The organism is Paenibacillus sp. FSL R7-0189 (assembly GCF_037969925.1).
Taxonomy (GTDB): Bacteria; Bacillota; Bacilli; order Paenibacillales; family Paenibacillaceae; genus Paenibacillus_AQ; species Paenibacillus_AQ odorifer.
This window is the reverse complement of the sequence record NZ_CP150223.1, coordinates 4,924,092-4,944,181: the sequence shown is the minus strand read 5'-3', so window position 1 is coordinate 4,944,181 and position 20,090 is coordinate 4,924,092. Positions and strand designations below refer to the sequence as shown.

Annotated in this window: 22 protein-coding genes and 2 pseudogenes; 5 read left to right on the top strand and 19 right to left on the bottom strand. The window is 46.7% G+C overall.

Annotated elements, in window-relative coordinates; translation table 11 throughout:
* Positions 1-20 precede the first annotated feature (20 nt).
* From MKY63_RS21545 to MKY63_RS21520, 6 genes are all read right to left on the bottom strand, one after another.
* A complete protein-coding gene (locus MKY63_RS21545; RefSeq protein WP_076129874.1) occupies positions 21-590 on the bottom strand; it encodes a hypothetical protein in 570 nt (189 codons plus the stop codon).
* Between the two features lie 85 nt (positions 591-675).
* Complete coding sequence (locus MKY63_RS21540; protein WP_339813589.1) at positions 676-867, bottom strand: cysteine-rich CWC family protein; 192 nt, start codon at positions 865-867, stop codon at positions 676-678.
* A 1,095-nt stretch (positions 868-1,962) separates the two neighbouring features.
* Complete coding sequence (locus tag MKY63_RS21535) at positions 1,963-2,223, bottom strand: hypothetical protein (RefSeq protein ID WP_141240325.1); 261 nt, start codon at positions 2,221-2,223, stop codon at positions 1,963-1,965.
* Positions 2,224-2,263: 40 nt separating this feature from the next.
* Positions 2,264-2,482: a hypothetical protein gene (locus MKY63_RS21530; RefSeq protein ID WP_143758656.1), complete on the bottom strand. Its 219-nt coding sequence runs from the start codon at positions 2,480-2,482 to the stop codon at positions 2,264-2,266.
* Positions 2,483-2,699: 217 nt separating this feature from the next.
* The gene (locus MKY63_RS21525; protein ID WP_339809791.1) at positions 2,700-2,978 is read right to left on the bottom strand and encodes a hypothetical protein; all 279 of its coding nucleotides are present in this window, start codon (positions 2,976-2,978) and stop codon (positions 2,700-2,702) included.
* A 138-nt stretch (positions 2,979-3,116) separates the two neighbouring features.
* Positions 3,117-3,533: a DEAD/DEAH box helicase gene (locus MKY63_RS21520; RefSeq protein ID WP_076100173.1), complete on the bottom strand. Its 417-nt coding sequence runs from the start codon at positions 3,531-3,533 to the stop codon at positions 3,117-3,119.
* A 734-nt stretch (positions 3,534-4,267) separates the two neighbouring features.
* Between MKY63_RS21520 and MKY63_RS21515 the strand changes: the two are divergent.
* Positions 4,268-4,543 (top strand): annotated as a pseudogene (locus tag MKY63_RS21515) (DUF711 family protein); the annotation flags it as partial.
* A 166-nt stretch (positions 4,544-4,709) separates the two neighbouring features.
* Here MKY63_RS21515 and MKY63_RS21510 read toward each other — a convergent pair.
* The 8 genes from MKY63_RS21510 to MKY63_RS21475 all read right to left on the bottom strand — a co-directional run bounded on the left by MKY63_RS21510 (position 4,710) and on the right by MKY63_RS21475 (position 14,974).
* Positions 4,710-6,668 carry a carbohydrate-binding protein gene (locus MKY63_RS21510; RefSeq protein ID WP_339809789.1) on the bottom strand — a complete coding sequence of 653 codons (1,959 nt, stop codon included), beginning with the start codon at positions 6,666-6,668 and terminating at the stop codon, positions 4,710-4,712.
* 83 nt (positions 6,669-6,751) lie between these two features.
* Positions 6,752-6,910 carry a hypothetical protein gene (locus tag MKY63_RS21505; protein ID WP_155986566.1) on the bottom strand — a complete coding sequence of 53 codons (159 nt, stop codon included), beginning with the start codon at positions 6,908-6,910 and terminating at the stop codon, positions 6,752-6,754.
* Between the two features lie 140 nt (positions 6,911-7,050).
* A complete protein-coding gene (locus MKY63_RS21500) occupies positions 7,051-8,061 on the bottom strand; it encodes a glycoside hydrolase family 130 protein (protein WP_339809787.1) in 1,011 nt (336 codons plus the stop codon).
* Positions 8,062-8,117: 56 nt separating this feature from the next.
* Entirely contained in the window at positions 8,118-8,954 is an 837-nt protein-coding gene (locus MKY63_RS21495; RefSeq protein ID WP_038572285.1) for a carbohydrate ABC transporter permease, read from the bottom strand.
* A gap of 14 nt (positions 8,955-8,968) precedes the next feature.
* Positions 8,969-9,871 carry a sugar ABC transporter permease gene (locus MKY63_RS21490; RefSeq protein ID WP_076105253.1) on the bottom strand — a complete coding sequence of 301 codons (903 nt, stop codon included), beginning with the start codon at positions 9,869-9,871 and terminating at the stop codon, positions 8,969-8,971.
* A gap of 104 nt (positions 9,872-9,975) precedes the next feature.
* Positions 9,976-11,358, bottom strand: coding sequence for a sugar ABC transporter substrate-binding protein (locus tag MKY63_RS21485; protein WP_339809786.1), 1,383 nt, complete (start codon positions 11,356-11,358; stop codon positions 9,976-9,978).
* A 172-nt stretch (positions 11,359-11,530) separates the two neighbouring features.
* Positions 11,531-13,162, bottom strand: a complete 1,632-nt coding sequence (locus MKY63_RS21480) for a response regulator (RefSeq protein WP_339809784.1) — start codon at positions 13,160-13,162, stop codon at positions 11,531-11,533.
* Between the two features lie 3 nt (positions 13,163-13,165).
* On the bottom strand, positions 13,166-14,974 hold the full coding sequence (locus tag MKY63_RS21475) for a sensor histidine kinase (protein WP_038572295.1): 1,809 nt from the start codon (positions 14,972-14,974) through the stop codon (positions 13,166-13,168).
* Positions 14,975-15,179: 205 nt separating this feature from the next.
* On the opposite strand from MKY63_RS21475, the gene MKY63_RS21470 reads away from it, so the two are divergent.
* Together MKY63_RS21470 and MKY63_RS21465 are read left to right on the top strand one after the other, a co-directional pair.
* Positions 15,180-15,467, top strand: coding sequence for a hypothetical protein (locus MKY63_RS21470; protein WP_076134317.1), 288 nt, complete (start codon positions 15,180-15,182; stop codon positions 15,465-15,467).
* Positions 15,468-15,690: 223 nt separating this feature from the next.
* Positions 15,691-15,900 carry a hypothetical protein gene (locus tag MKY63_RS21465; RefSeq protein ID WP_141240368.1) on the top strand — a complete coding sequence of 70 codons (210 nt, stop codon included), beginning with the start codon at positions 15,691-15,693 and terminating at the stop codon, positions 15,898-15,900.
* Between the two features lie 609 nt (positions 15,901-16,509).
* Here the strand turns inward: MKY63_RS21465 and MKY63_RS21460 are convergent.
* From MKY63_RS21460 to MKY63_RS21445, 4 genes and pseudogenes are all read right to left on the bottom strand, one after another.
* Positions 16,510-17,279 (bottom strand): annotated as a pseudogene (locus tag MKY63_RS21460) (IS5 family transposase).
* Between the two features lie 23 nt (positions 17,280-17,302).
* A complete protein-coding gene (locus MKY63_RS21455; RefSeq protein WP_080742533.1) occupies positions 17,303-17,434 on the bottom strand; it encodes a ParA family protein in 132 nt (43 codons plus the stop codon).
* 66 nt (positions 17,435-17,500) lie between these two features.
* Positions 17,501-17,989, bottom strand: a complete 489-nt coding sequence (locus MKY63_RS21450) for a hypothetical protein (protein WP_339809783.1) — start codon at positions 17,987-17,989, stop codon at positions 17,501-17,503.
* 12 nt (positions 17,990-18,001) lie between these two features.
* Positions 18,002-18,163: a hypothetical protein gene (locus MKY63_RS21445; protein WP_155288153.1), complete on the bottom strand. Its 162-nt coding sequence runs from the start codon at positions 18,161-18,163 to the stop codon at positions 18,002-18,004.
* Between the two features lie 69 nt (positions 18,164-18,232).
* Here MKY63_RS21445 and MKY63_RS21440 point away from each other — a divergent pair, with 69 nt between their 5' ends.
* On the top strand, positions 18,233-18,763 hold the full coding sequence (locus tag MKY63_RS21440; protein ID WP_339809782.1) for a MepB family protein: 531 nt from the start codon (positions 18,233-18,235) through the stop codon (positions 18,761-18,763).
* Here the strand turns inward: MKY63_RS21440 and MKY63_RS21435 are convergent.
* Entirely contained in the window at positions 18,733-19,263 is a 531-nt protein-coding gene (locus tag MKY63_RS21435; RefSeq protein WP_038572309.1) for a hypothetical protein, read from the bottom strand. The genes MKY63_RS21440 and MKY63_RS21435 overlap by 31 nt on opposite strands.
* Before the next feature lie 107 nt (positions 19,264-19,370).
* Between MKY63_RS21435 and MKY63_RS21430 the strand changes: the two genes are divergently transcribed.
* Positions 19,371-19,979 carry an isoprenylcysteine carboxylmethyltransferase family protein gene (locus MKY63_RS21430; RefSeq protein ID WP_076225072.1) on the top strand — a complete coding sequence of 203 codons (609 nt, stop codon included), beginning with the start codon at positions 19,371-19,373 and terminating at the stop codon, positions 19,977-19,979.
* Positions 19,980-20,090 lie beyond the last annotated feature (111 nt).

Here is a 20,090-nt window from a genome sequence, read left to right as displayed (position 1 = left end):
ATCATCTATAAAAAACAGTCTCATTCATTCTCTGGACGTCCTAACATCTGATCTATCTTCTCTTTTGCACCTTCCCATGAGGTCAATAATGGAAAAGCATATTGTTCACGGGCCCGCAAATTCCATGGATGCGGAATACAAAGCACTTTTCTTCCCTCCTGCAATGCCGGAACCAGGTTATGCACCCCGTCATCGATCAATAGATCGTAGTTAATAAGATTTTTTCGCTTACAGGTAAAGAAATTTTCAATCGGAATAAACGGCATATGCTTCTGCAGCCAGTTCCATTTTTCCACCACCGACTGGGGTTGGGCTGCCGTAACAATAATTACATCATAAGCGTTATGCAACTTCTCCATTTCTCCTACGACATGTTCGTCAAACAGTTCAAGCTCTTCATACAGACCGGGCCGCCCATAGAAAATCTCTTGTGTACAATCCGGATGACGTAAATGATCCGTATTCCAATCAAGCATTTCCTCATACCGTAGCAGATGCGTGGGAAAATCATTATTATTATGGTATATGGCTCGCTTCACTAGATGGCAAATTGTATCATCCATATCTACTGCAATTATTGGCTTCCTCATCTGCGCCTCCATTATTTTTTTAGATTACACTTTAATTATATACAATGAAATTACGGTTTTCGTCGAGAATTAATTAATATCCCGGTTAATGTTTATTAAATGCTTCTACGCATTTTTGGCAGATACAAGCTTTCCCTCTCAGTTCTTCCGGGATCTGTTCCTGCAATTCGAGTGGAATTTCTGTATGGAAACACCAACAGTCACCACTTTCAGCGCCACAATGATTCAATTTTTTACACAAAGGACAATGGCGTTCTTCCACCAGTATGTTCATCATATCCAAAATTTCTACTCCCCCAAAAATCACAAACTATTTTTCTTTGGAAAACCATATTAATAAAAAAATCCAACAAATGACAATACGTCAGTAAGTAAAACAAACAACCCCCCGAATAGGTTTCCGCCATAACCACTTCTGAAGATCCCTAGTTTAGTATAAGCCCAATTTCTCTATTATTCCTAGACTTGTGAACTCGGTTCACTTGCATTAAGATAGTGAACATTACGAACTCAAATGGGAGAATAACAGATGAATGATAAGAGTATGAGCTTTTTAGAGTGGGTTCGGGAAAGAAACAGTCTCGTATTTATCCGCTTCAAACCCCCACTGCCATATTTTCATGTGTACCTCCAACAGTATTATTTCACTCTTCCAAGTGCTATCTTTCCTTCTATTAAATCTTTTCTTATTTCATGCAAAACTTTAACTCCTTCATTCGTAAGTGCGACCTGATTATAGTTTAATCCAACAACCATCCTTTGCCTATCATCCAGAAGGGATGCAAATCAGTGGTCGTTAGTATCTCTTCACCTATATGGATATTCCAGTATCTGGATTATTGGACCAGACCATATCACCAACTTGAACCTGTTCAATCGGCTTGGCACCTTCTTGGTTATTCACCTGTGTGCCAGGTGAGAAGCAATTACACGGGTTGAATTTATAGATTTGCCTGAATATCCGTGCTACAAGAATAAGTTTCTGTCCACGAACAAGATATAAAATGGAGTTGAGTCCATCAGGACCCGCCCCAAGGATTTTAATAATATTTCCTGTTAGATCATAGTGAAAACAAGGTGGGTCGTCAGAATTAATGCATACTGTCACTTCGTTGTCTATTAATTTTTTGATTGGATATTTATCCCACGACGGATATACTTCTAAGCTTATATTAGAAGCTGGACATAGAGTAAGTAATATTTTTTTATCTGCCAACCATTCTAATAACTTTTCGTCCTCTACAGCACGAACACCATGATCTATTCTATCAAATGGTATCGATTGGATGGCATCCCAAGTACCTTCTGGACCAACTTCTTCACCAACATGACCCGTAATAAAGAATCCATTTTCTTTTGCAACAGCAAAAGCCTAAATAATATTTTGTTCTACCATTTCACGAGCACACTCAAAGACCATGTCAGCGAAGTCATTTTCTGTTTGAATTGAAGAGATCGCTGTTAACATCACAGTAATAAATTCATTAGCAATAATTCTCAGAATACTATTTCGCTTTAATCCAAATATTTTTTCTTTTTCTGGCCAGGTTAAATTATCCATATTTCTATTTGAAAGAATCTCAAAAGCCCTTATGAAATAAGTTCTCTCTATTAATTCTTTGCTTGAATTCAAACCGTATTCACAACTACAGTCAGGACAAAGAAAATACTGTTTAGAATGCAGCAAGTGTGATAAGTACGCCCTGCAGAAGACGAAGCAAGGATGTTGGGAGTACTCTTGATACTAAAAGTGAATTAGGTTCATCGATATCTGGATGAAGAGAACTAACCACAATTACAGCGACTACGGGTACTGTTATTTTATAATCGGCTAACCCTAAGATCGAAATAGTAACTCCGGTACTTATGGCTAAGTGAGCTCTTCCCATCATAAGAATCAATAACCTTTCTTTAGCAAGGTAGTATGTGAATGATATCCACTAATTTTCTTGAATATTGACACATTGGGAGACTACGAATGACTCTTCCCCCATATCTCTTGGTTAAGATCCTGTTATCTAGAATGATAAAAGCGCCTTGGCACTTCATGGATCGATTTAAACGCCCAATCCTTGCTGAAGCTTTACCATCATTTTAGGGAACATATAATCAAAGAAACTGCTGCGCTTGGCTTAGAGTAGCACAAACCTCGGAAATTTCAATCTTGGTTGTCATAAGCTTGAAGGCAAGTAATCCTCCTTGATCATCTCTCATCTTCTTTCCTACTTGAGCGTACACTTCATCAATTTGCTGGTGAAAAGTTTGACGAAGCTGAGCAAGCTCGATTTGATTTCCATGATCGAGTTCCGAAAATGCACTTCGTTTGAAGATTGCTTCGTCAAAAATGACGGCATCATATGCTGGAAGAGTACCATTCCCCGTCTTCATTCTCATTTTTAGATCATTAAAGAAGTAAGCGAAATTTGTGACAATTATATGGGAGGTATACATCTTTCCTTTCAGGTCTTCTAACATGCAGTTGCTTGGTTTAGTATTGGCTGGACAATTGGAAGCACTAATCTTTTTTCACACATTGTCTTCAACATCGAATCCTAGAGCCGCACGATCCCCAACCCGTTCTTGTTTCACCATCTTTGAAATTTCACGTACAAGTTTAGCTTCAGAATCATTACTGCGTAATTTTTCTTGCCAGAGAGCTTCTAATTTTGTATTACAAATATAATGATCTTTTCCTTTGACATGTTGGAACTTAAGTGATAACTTCTCCATCTTAAGAATGTTAACTACTCTTGGCAGCTCCACATTAACGATTTGATTCATTAAAGGGATCGTATGCGTACAGACAATAACTGTTTTCTTATTAACGACAGCCCATCGAGCTGCAGGAGTTAAATATCCAAGTGATTTACCAGTCCCGGTGCCGGCTTCGCAGATTAAATGCTGTGAATTTTCTAAAGATTCGCCAACCTTTTTCGTAATCATTATTTGGGGGGCTCGTGGGATATATCCATTTACTAACTTAGACAAATGCCCTTGAGCCCCGAAAGCCCGTTCAATAAATAATATATTGTAAATGCCTTTGTAGGAAGCTTGATAAATAAAATCTATGCTATCACTCTCATACTTATTTATTCATCTAAAATTTTGGAAGCATCTGATTCGTAAAAGTATTCATTTTGTCGATCTTTATACTCCTGCGGAATTTCCTTCCCCCAATATTTTGCATACGAATGTAATGTCCTCTTGTTCCCTCCACTTCCAGGTTTCCCAAAATAAAATTCGAGATAACTCTCGGGTTTGCTAATAGGATCAAAATCCCGATCACTAATATCTTCCACGATGGATTAGGCAACCCTCTAGCTTTTCTACTGACGGGTGGTCAAGTTATTCTTTTCCAGCGATTGAATTGCTTCAGGAGTTAGATATTATTGGAAGTCACATTCTTGGCGACAAAGCCTATGGCTCAGAAGCGATTCGGAACTGGATTACGACTAAACAGGCCACTTACACCATTCCGCCTAAAACGATTAGTCAACATCCATGGAAGGTCATTGGTATCGGTAGAAAGAACTCCACTTGGTTCAATGCTTTTTCAATAAAATCAAACACTTTCGCCGTGTGGCCACTCGTTACGATAAGTTGGCTAAGTCAATCCTCGCGTTTATATACATAGCTTCCATTTTTAAATTGACTCAATGATAGTTTTCAGACACGCCCTAAATGACAATATTAAAAAAAGTGGCGTAATGGCCTCCTCCTATGTAGGTGGGCTTAATAGTAGAGCCTTTATTCCGGTCAATGAAGATCACGCATGATTCAAGCGGCTCAGTGGGGTACCCTTACACTAGAGAAGCTGGAAGCTATGACCTTTGGTCGAATTTGGCGGTCTGCTCGGATATGCACCAGTTATAGCAGTAAACGGCTTCAACTGCGCGAACTTCGTTAATCGTGGCGGACGAATCCCAGCTCCAATTCATAGCTTTAAGAATTAATTGAAACCTCAAACAGCAAGTCCCTATTTCACTTCACTTAGGAGACTTGCTGTTTTTTTGTGTTAGTTGGTCAGTCGTAGAAAAAAACTATAGCTGAATGAAGAGGCATATCATTTGATATACCCCTTTATCCATCTTATTGCAATTAAATCAAACCGTTTCCATTCTATTTGAACTGGAACCAAGTTAAATTTGCAACTGTGGTTGAATCTGACTTAACAAAAGTAACATATACCGTATGGGTTCCTACAGCTGTCCCGGCATTAAGCGAGATATTCTTGACTGACCATGTCTGCCATCCGCCTGTGGTTTCTGCCGTCCAATAACCCAGCATAGTGCCTGTAGGGCTGTCCAAGTGGAATTCTATTCTTCCGCCGGAATTAGCGGATGCAACCTTCAAATCAATACTTGTTTTAGCTGTACTACCAAAATCTACATTTTTAAATGCTATATAGTCGCCATTACTCCCTCCACCAACATCCAGCCCACCATCAGTGCTTGCCTCATAGGATATAACACCTGAACTAAGGTTATAGCCTTCCGCTTCAAATTTCAATGTGTTGAATTTTGGAGCTTCAGCATAGCTGTTAGTATCTGTTATTTTCAATTCTGTCAATGTAGTTGCCGCAACTCCACCGACGCGAACATTGTTTAATGTAACTCCGGAGACAGTAAATGTATCACTCCAACCCTTCATTACTGAAATTTCACCTAAAGCGCGTAAATTGATATTATTATAGACCACATTTTTTATCGGACCGCTTTTTGCAGAAAGATCAAACCATCTGGAGTGAACACCGGATCTTGGCCAGAAGCCTTCTACATCTATATTGTCAAATATGATGTTTTGTGCTGGTGTAGTCCCATAAAGATGACCTACCGCTAAAGCGCGCCAGCACCTGTATACATAAGAGTTTTTAACAACAATGCCATCCTGAAGCTGTTTAACTCCATCTCCAACCTTAAATGCTCCACATCTGCTCCAAGCCAAAGCATCATCCACAACTACATTTGACTGGTTTTCAGGACTTCCCGGCCAGTTTGCAGCTATATCCGTAGTTGCTACGTCCCATGTCTTAAATGAGTATGTGTCATCCTCCGATACTGCTACCGTGTGCTTTATTAGTACATTCTGGCTCTCTTGAATGTCTATTGCATCATTTTCATAATCAAGTTCATTGTTGTTGAAGTGCTTTGTATTCTGGAATGTGACGTTATTGGATCTTGTAACTATGGTAGCCCAGCCCCCGCTGTCTCTTATTGTTATGCCGTCAACCGTGAAGTTGCTGCACTGCAAGGGTACAAGAATATTGTTCAAATAATTCTTTGTATTTCTCATATAATGGCCATTGCCGTCAATAGTCCCCCTGCCGTATATCTTAATATTGTTTGCATTTGTTTCGGTGTAAATAAACCATGTTCCATCCTTACCCAGAGAATTCTTATGAAAATGGGTAGTGTAATCGCTCGGATTTCCTGAACCCCTTATAACAGAACCACCCTCCAGATAAACCGAAACATTGCTTTTTAAAACAAGGTTTCCGCACTTATAAACACCGGCTGGAACGTATACTATACCGCCACCTGCTGCGTTAGCCGCATTTATGGCGTTTTGTATTGCAATTGTAGCCATAGCGGCACCGGTACTGTCGGCACCGTATTGAGTTTTAACATTGTATATACCTGTACCGGATGAAGCCGGAACATTGGTTTCAAGAGCATCTGCCGCAATAACCAGATCTTTCAGGTTATTGATTTTAACTATAAGATATGTTGGTGATGAAAGTGTAAATGTAAGTGTATTTCCGCTCTTTGTTGCAGTAATTCCCAAAGCTTTGGGAGAAATATTATAGGTATTGATTGTCTCGCTTGCTGTTATTGTGATTGTAGTAGTACCTGAAAAAGAGAAATTACAATAATTATAGTTTACAAATACCGCCGAAGTGTCGATTACCGGTATATTTGTAGAGTCTGCTGTTACCGTGTATTGACTGGTCGTGGTATAGATCGACGGTAATGGATAGCTTACAATTGTATCCGCCGCTCTTGCTGTCAAAGGAACGACAGCTAAAAGACTGGCGAGCATACAAACAATTAAGCTTAATAATTTTAACTTTTTCAGCATAAATAAACACCTCTTTCATATTTTTAGGAAATACTCTGTCATCAGTGAATAATGATTTCACCAGTGATGCTCTATTACTCTTTTCATAAAATCGACATATTCCTGTTCAGCTTCGGAAGTGGCAGAGTAATACTAACCTTTTCTGCATCAGCAAAGTTTCCTTTTAAAATACGGTCCTGGTTTTGTTGCACCTCGTGCAGGATTTCTGCGTTGGTCGCTACTACTGAGCTGTATTGTTGCATTTTATGGATAATCTCCCCACGGTCGCTGTTGTTGATTTAGCATTGTTGCACTTCATGCACAAACTCCGCGCAAGCCGCTCCAATCATGGCACATGGCCCCACTGTTACTCCGCATTTCCGCCCTCAGCCTGCTTCCAATCTTATCTATGCTCCGGCTCCAGACAGAGTCGGAGCAGATCGTCCACATGGGCCGTTGCCAGACATTCTACCGTATCCGCAGAGCCATAATAGATCTTGACCTCGCCGTTATCCTCCAGAATCATCCCTCCCGGAAAAATCACATGATTGCGGAAGCCCCCGCCAATCTCATAGTCTGTCTCCGGTGCCAGCAGCGGCTGCCTGCTCATGCCGATCACCTTGCGGGGGTCCTCCAGATCCAGCAGCATAATTCCGGCGGTATAGCGCTTCTTCCAGGTGTCCTCCCAACCATGCTTGCCTCTGGCCGGGTCCACATCCACCGCATGGAAGGTGGTCAGCCAGCCCTTATCCGTCCGGACCGGAGGTGCGGCCGGACCGACCTTGTCATTGGCAAACGGCACCTGCTCGACGGCGAGCAGTAGGCTGGAGTTGCCCCAATGCTTCAGGTCCGGCGACTCGGAGATCCAGGCATCGAAGCGGTCCCTGCCGCCGCGGCTGTATACCGTGAAGGGACGCTCCAGCCGGACATACTTGCCGCCGATCAACTCGGGAAACAGTACCATATTGCGCAGGTCCGGTGTAGACAGGCTGAGCACCTCGAAGTGTTCCAGATCATCGGTAACGGCAATTCCGCCGCGGATGCCATGGTGCGTATCCATGGCAAAACACATATAACAACGGCCGCCGATCACGGTCAGGCGCGGGTCGTAGGCGCGGATAATTTCCTCGTCATGCATTTTGAACACTGGCTTCGGGCCGGCGGTCCAGCTCAGCCCGTCGTCACTGTAAGCAATGCCGAGATCCGTGGTGTGGTGCGGCTCAAGCGTCTGATCGGCCAGTGAGCCGTAATCATTGCGGAAGATCATCACATATTTGCCGTTAAATTTCGTTACACCGGCATTGAATACCAGTGCGGTGGGGTAAGGAATCTTCGCTGCAGCCAGCACCGGATTGCCCGGATACCGCCGGATGAACGGGGCAGATTGCAGAATCGCCGGAACGTGTTGAGTCATGGGGTGTACCTCCTTGAATGTTAAAGATGGATTATGGGTTGCGCAGGGCCGGACCGCTACCCTTTGAGGGAACCGGCCGTCATCTGCATGAAGGATTTGTTGGCGAACAGATAGGCCACGAGAATCGGCAGAATGGACAAGCAGGCGCCCGCCATCATATAGTGGGTCTGGGAAGCGGCCGAAATCCCGTATTTCAGGTTCGCCAGCCCGACAGTCAGCGTCTGCAGCTCCGGCTTCGTCATCGTGAACACGAGCGGCAGCAAATATTCATTCCACGCGCCGCGGAAGGTGAACAGCGCACCTACGCCGAGTCCGGGTCCGAGCAGTGGCAGAATAATTCGCCAGAAGGTGCGGCCAGGGGAGCTGCCGTCCATCAGCGCCGCCTCATCCAGCTCACGGGGAATCCCCTTCATGAAGCTGGACAGAATGAAGAAGATCGAAGCATGGGCGGAGATCAGAATCAATATGACCCCCCACAGGCTGCTGTGCAGATGAAGCTTGACCATCAGATCAAACTGCGGGCGCAGCACGACCGCCCCTACTGCCACGAACATAGTGAAGGATTGCAGGCCGATATACAATTTCTTGCCTGCAAAATCCATCCGGTCCACCACATAAGCCGCCATGGATGATACCAGCAGCGTGCCAACCACCGCCGCCAGAGAGACAATCAGGCTGTTCAGCGTATATCTGGAGAAATTCGCCTGCGCCCAGGCTTCGGCATAGTTCGAGAAGTGCCAGCTATCCGGCAGGAAGGTGGCTCCCGCAGTCAGTTCGGCATTTGTCTTGAAGGAGCCGAGAATGGTGATAACGACCGGAATCAGGGTGATAAAAGCAAATGCCAGCAAAAAAATCCACAGGATGATATTGCCCAGTATGGTTCTTAGTCTCATAATATCCTCTCTCCTCAATCGGTCTGATTCATACGTCTGGATGCGTAGAAATAAATGAGCGATATGATCCCGACGATGACCGCAGACACGAAGGCGACCGCACTGCCGTATCCGAACTCTTGGACCTGGACCGCCGCGCTGCCTCCGCCGACAGGGAAAAATAATTTGTACAAATACAGGAACATCACCTCTGTCTTGCCTACGGGGCCGCCTTCGGTCAGCACCATAATGCTCTCGTAGCCCTTCAAAGCTGTAATGATCGCCAGCATAATGACCATCTGCATGACAGGCCCGAGCATTGGCAGGGTGACATAGCGGAACTGCTGGATTCTGCCTGCTCCGTCCAGGGAAGAGGCCTCATAAACATCCTCCGGGATATTCTGCAGACCGGCAAGGAAGAGCAGCATGTAATTGCCGACCGCCCCCCAGGCTGCAACCAGAATGACGGTGAGCATGGCATATTTCGGCCCCAGCCAGTCCACACCGGAATCGGAAAGGCCCGAACGGATCAGAAACTGGTTGAGAATCCCGTTATACGAGTTAAAGATCGTGAAGAAGACTACGGCCATTACGGCAGTACTGATGACGGTCGGCATGAAGAAAATCCCCCGCAGCAGCTGTCTGCCCCGCAGCCCTCGATTCAATATGGCGGCCAGCAGCAGAGCCAGCGGAATGGTGATCAGCAACTTGCCGCCTGCATAGACAAACGTGTTCACCACCGACTCCCAGAACTGGGTATCCTTCAGGATGCGTCTGAAATTGGCCAGCCCGGTAAACCGGGCCGTTCCGAACCCTTTGTAATCATAGAACATATAGCGGAACGCCCAGGCAATCGGATAAATCCCGAGGACCAACGTGAGCAAGGCACTTGGAAAGATAAAGCTGTATGAAAATAAGGCTTGTTTTGTTTTGTTCATCTGGTTTCTTCCGGCTCCTCTCCCTTGCGGCCAGAGCAGAGGGAGAGGAAAGCTGCTTCCCCATCCCTCTGCTTTGGCCTATATCTCTATCCCTAACCTTCCGTCTACTTGGCGAACTTGCCGCCCAGTGCGGCGGGGTCAAAGCCGGCATCCGGCTCGGCCTTCACGCCATCATTCGCAATCACGCTGTCCAGTGCAGTGTTATAGCGTTTGTTCAGATCGGCGATAATCGCCTTCAGATCGCCGCCGTTCAGCATATACTTGAAGAAGGCGTCATCCGATTTCATCCCTTCCGGTGCTACAGACGGATAGACCGGCCACACTCCATCGTGTTTGTTCGGCAGGAAGCCTTCAATGCCGTTCACATCCGGTGTCTTGGCTACTGCGCTGACGGATGGAACCATGGAGATGCCAAAGCCTTTTTCCTGATAATCCGTCAGCACCTGATCGCCGTACATGAACTCCATGAACTTCCAGGCTGCTCCTTTGTGCTCCGACTTCGAGCTCAGCGCCAGCCACTGGCCCCCGAGGAAGCCCGAAGCCCCCTTCACGGTGCCGTCGATGGTCGGAACCGGAGCGGCTGCCCAGTCAATCTTGGCCGGGAACTGATTCTTGTAGACGCCCGGCTCCGAGGAGTAGGACATATACATTCCGATTTTGCCCTCTGCAAACTGCGACCGCAGCGGATCAATATCCAGTGATTCCACACCCGGCAGCATGCTGCCGTTGTCCCGGATCTGCTTAAAGGCATTGATGATCGGCTCGAAGCCGCTGAAATCGTAGCGGGCCGTCTTGAAATCATACCCGAAGCCGCCGTAGCCGCTCATCTCCGCAATCACCCGCGCCGAACGCCCGAACGCGCTTCCGGGGCTTTTGAAGTTCTGGGCGAAGCCGTAAGCGCCATCCGCTTTACCGGCTTCCGTCAATTTTTTGGCGGTTTCCACCAGCTCCTGCAGGGTAGCCGGCGGATGCTCAACGCCTGCTTTGGCGAACAGATCCTTGTTGTATACAAGACGCATGGTTGTTCCATAATTCGGCAGACTGTAACGCTTGCCGTCGAATTCATTCAGATCCGGCATGGCCGGGAATTTCGTCTTCAGCTCATCGGTGAGGAACTCGTCAATGGGAGCGAGAAAGCCTTTTTTGTAGAAGGTCTGGATGGTATTCTCCTTCACCCGGATTACATCCGGCGCATCGGAGGTCTGGAAGGACAGATCGAGTGCGGTATCGAAGTCATCGCCCTTGACGACCAGTTCCACCTCAATCCCGTCGGTATTGGTTGCGTTGAACTCGGCTACCTTGTCCTTCACGAAATCCGCATCATGACGGTCGCCGGTCCAGTAGCTGATTTTGGTCTTGTCCCCCGAGCCGCCTGTCTTCCCGTCTTCCTTACCTTCTGCAGCATTGCCGCCGTTACCGTTGCCGCAGGCTGTCAGGCCAAGTGCCAGGACCAGGCTCAGAGATGTTATTAGCATACGCTTCATCATTGGTAGTTCCCCCTTATATATCCCTGCTGTATTCGCTTACAACCTGATTATAGACGGATTGGCGCATCCGGATAAGGCGGGTAAGCCCACTTTAAGGGCAGATTTCTGCAGAAGCTTTATACAGTGAAGGGAGGCCACCTCCGCCCTGCGGACATGCCTCCCCTGCGCATTTTTATTCTTTTCCAAGATAATGCAGTTTGAACTCGGACGGGGTCATTCCGGTATATTTCTTAAACACCTCGCTGAAATAGCGCCTGTGCTCATACCCAAGATCCTGGGCGATCTCCTGAACCTGCCGTCCGCTGATCAGCATCGCCTTGGCCTTCTCCATCTTCTCGTGCATCACATACTGCTGAAACGAAATCCCCTGCACCTTCTTGAACAGGTTGGAGAAATACCCCTGGCTGAGGTTAATCTGCTTCGCTACCTGCTCCAGCGACAGTCCCGTATCCAGATGGCTATCGATATAAGCGGCGGCCTGGCGGATAATCCGCGTGGACTCCAGGGAACGGGTCTCTGTAACCAGCGCACAGGCCTCCCGGCACAGCCCGGACAGCAGGTCCCGGATATCCTGCAGGGAAGGATGCACCTGGTTCTTCATGATGGCAATCCTGCGCTCCAGCGGCTCCACCTGCCCGTAGGGGAACTGCTCCAGCAGGACCCGGCAGATCCTGTAGCCCAGCTCATAGCCGACGCTTTCCACATAACGCGGCTCAGGCAAAAGCCCGCTGTCCAGCAGCTCCGCGAATAGCTGATCGAGCATCTGCAGGCTTTTGGCAGAATTGCCGGAACGCAGGGCGAACAGCAGCTCCCGCTCGGCGGCGGCGGAGTAGCTGTGAAGTGCGAGCGGTTTATTCTCGATATTGCTGTAAATGTAGACCCCGTTGCCTCCGGTGTAGAAATGATAACCCAGCGCGCTAATCGCCTGCCTGTATGCTGCGCTCAGCTCCTGAATCGCCGCTGCGCCCAGCCCCACGCCAATGGAAAGCGTATGCCGGGAGAACCGGCTTACATTCGTGCAGCAGGCCTCCGTAACCAGCGCGGCCGTATCCGGGTCCGAGCCGTTCATGATGCAGACATACCGGTCTGTCGCCTCCCGGATGATGACGCCGCGGGTCCAGGCGGAAATCGTCTCTTCGAGAATATTGTGCAGGCTGAACCGCAGCAGCTCGACCTCCTGCACAGGCTGGCCGCTCAGTTTCTCCGTGAAATGATCGATTTCGGCGACAAACACGAAGAAATCATGCTGGTCCAGAGGGATATCGAGATAGGCCCAGCGGGAACGTGCATCCGATTCTGTCGTCTGGTGGTGCAGCAGGAAGATGAGATATTCCTGGCGGAGAATAGGCAGACTTTCTCTGATTTTGGCCTCCATCACAGCAAGTCTGGTGGTCTCCTGACGCTCCTCCCGGCACAACTCCCTGGCCTTCATCACAGCCTGCATAATCTCGTCCAGCGAAAAGGGCTTCTTGACGAAATCAATCGCCCCTAGTCGGATGGCTTCCTGGGCATAAGAGAACTCCGAGTAGGCGCTGAGGATAATAATCTTGCAGTCCGGAAGCACCTCCAGAATCGCCCGGGTCATCTGCAGGCCGTCCATTCTTGGCATTCGGATATCCGTCAGCACAATGTCCGGCCGGGTCTCGCGGATAATCTGCAGCCCCGCATCACCGTCAAGCGCCGTACCGACGACCTCAATACCGTGCTCCTGCCACGGCGGCTTGCGCGAGACCATCTCCACCACACTTTTAATATCGTCGATTACACATAACTTGAACCTTTCCTGCTCCAGCTCCCAGTCCATCCTTCATCTCTCCTCCCCTAACGGAATCCACAGATCTGTCCGTGATCCCTTACATGGTTCGCCGCCAACGTCCATACGTGCTTCGGCCCCGTAATACAGCGCCAGCCGATGCCTGATGTTGAACAGGGCATAACCTTTCCTCGACTGCGGAGCCCTGACCATCCCCTGCTTGACCCGTGCAGCATCAAGACCCCGCCCGTTGTCGGTAATGCAAATATGCAGCAGTTCCTGCTCCCGGCTGACCGTGATGTCGATCCGGCCGCCGGCAGTCCGGTCGCTGAACCCGTGCTGAATGCTGTTCTCCACCACCGGCTGCAGGATAATCTTGGGCAGCAGGCAGGACAGCAGGGCCTCGTCCTCAACAGTCACCGTGTATTCAAACAACCCTTCATAGCATTTCTGCTGAATGGCGAAATACTGCTGCATGTGGGACAGCTCATCCTCAAGGGGAATCAGATCCTTGCCGCCGCTGAGCCCGATCTGAAACATCTGCGACAACGACAGGATCATCTCATTCACATCATCATTCTCGCCCATGACCGATTTGCAATAAATGGTATTCAGAGTATTGTACAGAAAGTGCGGCTCCATCTGCGCCGTAAGTGCGCGGATCTCTGCATGACGCTTGTCCTCCTCCTTGGCCTTCACATCTGCAATCAGCACCTTAATCTCCGACATCATCCGGTTGAACTGATAGCCGACCTGGGCAACCTCATCCTCATAACGGCTCTCATAAACTACGCTTAGCTGGTTCTCCTCGACTCTGCGCATCAGCCGCCGCAGCTTGAACAGCGGCTTAAGCAGCACAGACGTCAGCTGATTGGAGATCAGCCAGGTGGCCAGCAGGAAGAATGCGATGACATAGAGGGTGATGCGCTGCACCCGCTGCAGCTTGCCCAGCAGCTGGTCCCTCGACTGCATGCCGGAGATGATCCAGTCCGGCGATGCCGCTGAGCCTGTATAATTAACCAGATACTCCTTCCCGCCATAGCTGTAGTTGTAATCCTTGGGACCGGCTGCTGTCCCGGCTCCGGCAAGCATCGGCTTCCAGGGGAACCTGCCTTGGAAGGGCCAGTGGGACTCCACCACCGCCTCGCCTTCCCCGCTCACCAGGTAATAATCCCATCCCGCTTGTTGTCCCCCTTTATTCAGCAGCTCATTTATCCGGCTTTCCCTGATATTGACCACAATAAATACATTGCTGATCGGTGTGTAAGGGTATTCATAAATTCCCCGGACCACGAAGGAGACCACCCGCTGGCTGCCCGTGAATAACCGGTCATAATGTCCTTTGGCCCAGTAGCCGCCCGGCTTCCCCTTGCTCAGACCATATAATTCCGAGTCGTAGAATGAATGGTCCTGCGCCCGGGTCTGCGTAGTGGAATAGAAATCGCCTATCGGGGTAACGATCAGTACATTCTCAATGATCGGCTGATTGAACGTTGCCTGGGAGAGCACATATTGTAGATCCGACAGATGCACATAGTAATTCGACACATCATGGCTGAACACATCGAGCATCATCTTGCGGTACGCATCGCTCAGCATCAGGGACTGCACGGACAGCGCCACATCATTCAGGCGGGAATCCAGCAGCTGTGCCGTCTTGCTTACGGTCTCCTGGCTGCCCGCGTAGGCATTGTCCTCGATCTCCTGCGCGGCAATCCAATACGAGAAGCTACCCATTGCACTGATGGACAGCGTGATCAGCACGATGAACGAGAACAGAATTCTCTGCTTGATGGATATCCGGTAATACCTGCTGACGATCTGCCGCCGGATCTGTCGGCCATAGGCTGTGAATTTATTCATAGTTCCCCCTTCTTGAGCATGTGTTTGTATGTTTGTATGTTTGTATGTTCTTGTCACTTGTACCATACGGCTGCTCCAGCCCGGCGTCAAGACAGGGCATGACTATTTAGCTGATTCTGTCCCTTATTATCAATAGGCAGGGGGCCTCCGCTTAACATGGTGCGGATTCATTAATCATGGCTCAGGTTGACGGGAAGCTACGCGATTGAGTAATTATGCTTGTGACGGTCAGTCCATTCCGTTTGATGCCTTTCTGCGGCAAATGTTGAACGATCCAACAGTAGCAGAGCTCACTGATTTTGTTGCCTCATACGTAAAAAATAATACAATTAGCCAAACTGACGGTTTCAAGGGCGATTCTATGAAGCATGAAACAGAGATGGGGGGAACGTTGAGCGAAGTCCTGCCCCAACTGAATACTGGCGGCAACGCAGTGTTCACTTATTATGGCGGCAAGCAATCTGGTCCGCTTCATGTGGTATTCCATGTATAGGTCTGGGAACAATAAACTGCTTCCATTTGCTGCTTCGACACCTGGATGAATAAGGGCTGGGACCAGTTGTTGGCATTACGATTGCGGATGTAGAGCGCTATTGAGACTAGGAACATTGACGGATTGATCGAACGACTGGCTGACGACTATGCGGCCCGTCTTCTGGATACCGGACATCGTCAATTTCAGCTAATCGGCTAATGTTTGGGAGGACTGATCGCGGTTGAAACAGCTGGTCGTTTGTTGGAGGCAGGGACTGGAGGTTGTAGACTTGATGCTGGTAGACAGCCATCCTGTTTTTCATTCCATTGAAGATGAATTAGCAATGGAAGCGCTATTAGTACCGAACCTTAATATTTCACTGGAGCAGACCGGTTTTGTCGGAGTTGCCTCGGGACAACTTATTCGCGAAATACAGACAGTTTTTCTGTGAAAATAAGGGGAACTAGACGAATGGACGAATTTTAGTTTTTGGAGTCGGCCTTCTAAGTAAGCTTCTTTGTTTTTCAGCATGCTATAGGCTATGACCAGTAGGGTTCGTGCCATAGCAATTGGCGTTAGCATGAAAGAAGTACAAGAATGGCTAGGTCACAGTGTCTATTCCACCACAGCCAACATCTATGCTCACTTGGAATTCAGTTTTAAGGTCACTTCCGCAAACCGAATGAATGAAGTAATAAAAATAAAAATAGTCCACCAGATTTTTAATCTATTGAACTGCTCTTAGTAAAGGGCGAGAGGACTCGAACCTCCACGGTTTCCCACTCGATTTTGAGTCGCGACTGCTATTGAGAAGATAGCAGAAATTAAGTCCAAGAAGAGGAGTTTAAAGACCGCTAGAAATCCTTGTAGAATCAAGGTTTTTAGCGGTCTTTCTGGTCTTTTCCAAGCCCGTAAGGGTTCCCGGCATCTGGGCAAAATGAAGCTTTTTGGGACGTTGGAGAGAACTCGGGAAGAACTCAGAAAGAACAACAACAGAACGGCCCGCTCCCTACCATTGACAAAATAATGAAGCATCTGTGTAGGGCGTATCTGAAAACTATCATTGAGTCAATTTAAAAATGGAAGCTATGTATATAAACGCGAGGAATGACTTAGTCAACTTATCGTAACGATTGGCCACACGGCGAAAGTGTTTGATTTTATTGAAAAAGCATTGAACCAAGTGGAGTTCTTTCTACCGATACCAATCGACCTTCCATGGATGTTGACTATTCGTTTTAGGCGGAATGGTGTAAGTGGCCTGTTTAGTCGTAATCCAGTTCCGAATCGCTTCTGAGCCATAGGCTTTGTCGCCAAGAATGTGACTTCCAATAATATCTAACTCCTGAAGCAATTCAATCGCTGGAAAAGAATAACTTGACCACCCGTCAGTAGAAAAGCTAGAGGGTTGCCTAATCCATCGACCATGGCATGAAGTTTGGTCGTCTTGCCGCCACGACTGACGCCGATGTGTTGGTTTACTTCGTGTCCATCTGCGTTTTTTTTTGCACCGGCACTGTGTCGGTGGGCTTTGACCGATGTAGAATCGATGCTCAAGTTTTTAAAATCGGGTTCGATGTGAAGGGCTTGGAAGATGGCGATAAGGAGTCCGGAGTCTCTCCATTTGCAGAAACGACTGTAGGCCGTTTTCCATGAACCATAACGTTCTTCCGGCAAGTCTCGCCATGCCGCACCACTTCGGGCAATCAAGGAAAGGCGTTAAACATCGTACGATTGCTTAATTTCGACGGTCTTCCTGTTTGATAGGGGGAACATGTCCTTTATTTGTTCCCACTGTTCATCGGTTATTTCGTACCGTCTTGGAATCATGCTTGTTTCTCCATTCGTTTTTCTCATATCATACCATAGGATTCTTTAGTTTTCAGACACGACCTAGATAAAGCGTAAGCAAGATTGTATGCAGTGGTCGTTTTGCCTGTACCGCCTTTCTGATTGGCAATGGTAATAACCGTCGTTTTGGACATTTCAATCCCCTCCCTGAAAACAGTAGGCTATTAAAATGAGTAAAAAAGATTTTATATCGTTCTCCTTTAACTGTTTCGCTTCTCTTCAAAGTCAGTCAAAACTGGCTCGGGAAGTTTGCGTTTCAAATGTGCCAGTATATGCTCAAAGCAATATACCAATGATTCGCGATTTAAGTTCGGTATCCGTCCTAGCAACTCCCACTCGGCATTAGTCAGATTCTCTTTACACTTCAGGCATTTATGGTTTGAAACCGCAAATGATTGTATTGGAGCGGCTCCATCCTCCACTCCTGCAGGTGGTCCACTCTGTTGTAAATGTGCAAGCGCTGGGTTCCCTGCCCAGTCCTCAAGCTTGTAGGGGGCGAGATCCTTCCATCCCATCTCATAAGTATCAATCGCGTCGATGAAAGCTTCATTGACTGCCTGATCGACCGCTGTACGTATTAACTTGGGCTCGGCAGCAGGATCTCCATTCATAATCAATACTCCGTAGCCATCACGAGTATAGGGTCCAATACGGATCTGTACGATCGCCTTTACATAGCGATGTGGCACACTAATATCCAGCTACTTAATCTCCTTATCCCACTCACTGCCTGTTGCAGTCTCAATTCGATCTGTATAGACCTGATTGGGGATATAAACTCCCTTCTTATCTTTTCGGTGTGTTACTGTCCCTTCCGGAAAGCGCTGCTTCAGCGAAGCTATGATCTCCTGATAGTTATCCATCCTCTCATACCTTTCTATTAGTCATATTTTTTCATGATTTTAGAAAATCGTTCATAAACCTGGATGGCCATGTTTACTTCTATCCTACATAGTGACTTACTTGCTACCATGGAAGAAGTATATAATCCTTGCAGGTTTGATTGCTCCGAACCAATTCTTGAACCGCAAAATGCGGAATACGGAGCATATATCTTTACCTTAAATGCGCTGGCCATTAGATTCCGGGTGGCTAAAATCACACCCACTAAAGTCGGGCAATTTGTGACACTATGGGAGCGAATTGGAGATCATCCCATCCAACCCTATGACATCTCAGATCCTGCTGATCTCTTCGTTATAAGTACACGAAATGGGAATCACTTTGGCCAATTTATTTTTCCAAAAGCTGTCCTAGGAGAACAAGATATTCTATCTGATAAAGGTGAAGGTGGAAAAAGAGCTTTTCGAGTCTACCCGCCTTGGGACAATCCCACGAGTCGCCAAGCTCAAAAAACGCAAACATGGCAGTCGGAATATTTCTTGGATATCCCTGTAAATAAACCCGTAGACTACCTTCGTGCACAAGCACTTTACGGTTTACCTGTAAATCTTACGGTCTGACCTATCTCCTCCACATGTTCCTTATCGCCCTGCAAAATAAAATAATAGTATACATCATCTCCTATTTTCACTGCTTCGGGATATTTAATTATAAGCGCCGCTTGATGATTCCATTCCTCTCCTTGGTCAGTAGAAGGCATTATCAACTTTGCCTTCTCTTCCTCTTTTAACCCCTCTAATGTCAGTTCAGTGATTTGCGGATTGGAGCCATATGGTTTCAGCTGATGGGAGGCAATGATTTCAGCTACTTCATCTATTGATTGTCCCTCTCCAGACATAGCGGATAATTGAAAAAAACCATCCTCCCCCTGACCCTTCTCATCATCTGCTGAATCGACGACCCATTCCGTTGGATACTTCAAAGAGACTCCATAAGCATTGGAAGTAAAGGTTGCAAGCCCAGTTTGCGTAAGCAGCATACCGATTACAGTACCTGCAAGTGCAATAACCACGATAACCAACACCCAAAGCCACCGTTTTTTGTATACATTTGTTTTCACGATATCCCCCTAAATCAATAATTAGTTGACATGTACAATATTAGGAAATAAGATATAAACAAACATATGAGCAATCATTCATATGTATTGGTAAGGAGGAAATCATAATGAGCGATCTTAAAAATATCCTATCTCTACTTCTTTTCTGCATCTTCCTAATTTCTTATCTATTAAAGCTCCTTATACTTTACAAGAAAAACCACATTAAAGGAAACGTTCTGGCTAAAGGCGATAAACTATCTAAGATCCATTATACCGAGCTATTGGTAAAAACCTCTACTTTTTTATGGGGCGCAGCATGGTTTGTTTTTTCCGTAGCAGAGTCCTTTATGGTTACACTTGTAGGTAAACCGTTTGATATTCCTGTAATTCACTTTAGCGGTGTTGGTGTAGCTGCCCTCGGATGTTTTATTTTCATTCAAGCTATGATTGCTATGCGCACTTCATGGAGAGTTGGGATTGATAAGACTACTGTAACCAAACTCATCACACACGGTATTTATAAATATAGTAGAAACGCTGCATTTGTCGGGTTTGATCTCATGTTTCTGGGATTGTATCTGATGTACCCCAATCTGTTAACACTCCTAATATTCATTCTTAACATTGCCGCGATTCATTTACTAATTCTTCAAGAAGAGCAACATTTAAAGTCCGTATTCAGAGATGAATATATCCAATATTCCAATAATACACCTAGATATTTTCTATTTTAAAATCTTTTATCACAGCTCGGATAATTTATATTCGCTTTATCATTTTACATTTTTTACAAGACAAGAAAACATTCTCTTAATGTAACTACTATAATATGAGACTGTAAACAT

Coding starts and splice junctions, on each gene's coding strand:
- MKY63_RS21505 (WP_155986566.1), bottom strand. CDS start 6,910: ATGCAACAATACAGCTCAGTAGTAGCGACCAACGCAGAAATCCTGCAC.
- MKY63_RS21485 (WP_339809786.1), bottom strand. CDS start 11,358: ATGATGAAGCGTATGCTAATAACATCTCTGAGCCTGGTCCTGGCACTT.
- MKY63_RS21545 (WP_076129874.1), bottom strand. CDS start 590: ATGAGGAAGCCAATAATTGCAGTAGATATGGATGATACAATTTGCCAT.
- MKY63_RS21430 (WP_076225072.1), top strand. CDS start 19,371: ATGAGCGATCTTAAAAATATCCTATCTCTACTTCTTTTCTGCATCTTC.
- MKY63_RS21440 (WP_339809782.1), top strand. CDS start 18,233: ATGTTTACTTCTATCCTACATAGTGACTTACTTGCTACCATGGAAGAA.
- MKY63_RS21480 (WP_339809784.1), bottom strand. CDS start 13,162: ATGGACTGGGAGCTGGAGCAGGAAAGGTTCAAGTTATGTGTAATCGAC.
- MKY63_RS21490 (WP_076105253.1), bottom strand. CDS start 9,871: ATGAACAAAACAAAACAAGCCTTATTTTCATACAGCTTTATCTTTCCA.
- MKY63_RS21475 (WP_038572295.1), bottom strand. CDS start 14,974: ATGAATAAATTCACAGCCTATGGCCGACAGATCCGGCGGCAGATCGTC.
- MKY63_RS21520 (WP_076100173.1), bottom strand. CDS start 3,533: ATGATTACGAAAAAGGTTGGCGAATCTTTAGAAAATTCACAGCATTTA.
- MKY63_RS21540 (WP_339813589.1), bottom strand. CDS start 867: ATGATGAACATACTGGTGGAAGAACGCCATTGTCCTTTGTGTAAAAAA.
- MKY63_RS21495 (WP_038572285.1), bottom strand. CDS start 8,954: ATGAGACTAAGAACCATACTGGGCAATATCATCCTGTGGATTTTTTTG.
- MKY63_RS21500 (WP_339809787.1), bottom strand. CDS start 8,061: ATGACTCAACACGTTCCGGCGATTCTGCAATCTGCCCCGTTCATCCGG.
- MKY63_RS21530 (WP_143758656.1), bottom strand. CDS start 2,482: ATGATGGGAAGAGCTCACTTAGCCATAAGTACCGGAGTTACTATTTCG.
- MKY63_RS21510 (WP_339809789.1), bottom strand. CDS start 6,668: ATGCTGAAAAAGTTAAAATTATTAAGCTTAATTGTTTGTATGCTCGCC.
- MKY63_RS21445 (WP_155288153.1), bottom strand. CDS start 18,163: ATGGATAACTATCAGGAGATCATAGCTTCGCTGAAGCAGCGCTTTCCG.
- MKY63_RS21455 (WP_080742533.1), bottom strand. CDS start 17,434: ATGTCCAAAACGACGGTTATTACCATTGCCAATCAGAAAGGCGGTACA.
- MKY63_RS21525 (WP_339809791.1), bottom strand. CDS start 2,978: ATGAAGACGGGGAATGGTACTCTTCCAGCATATGATGCCGTCATTTTT.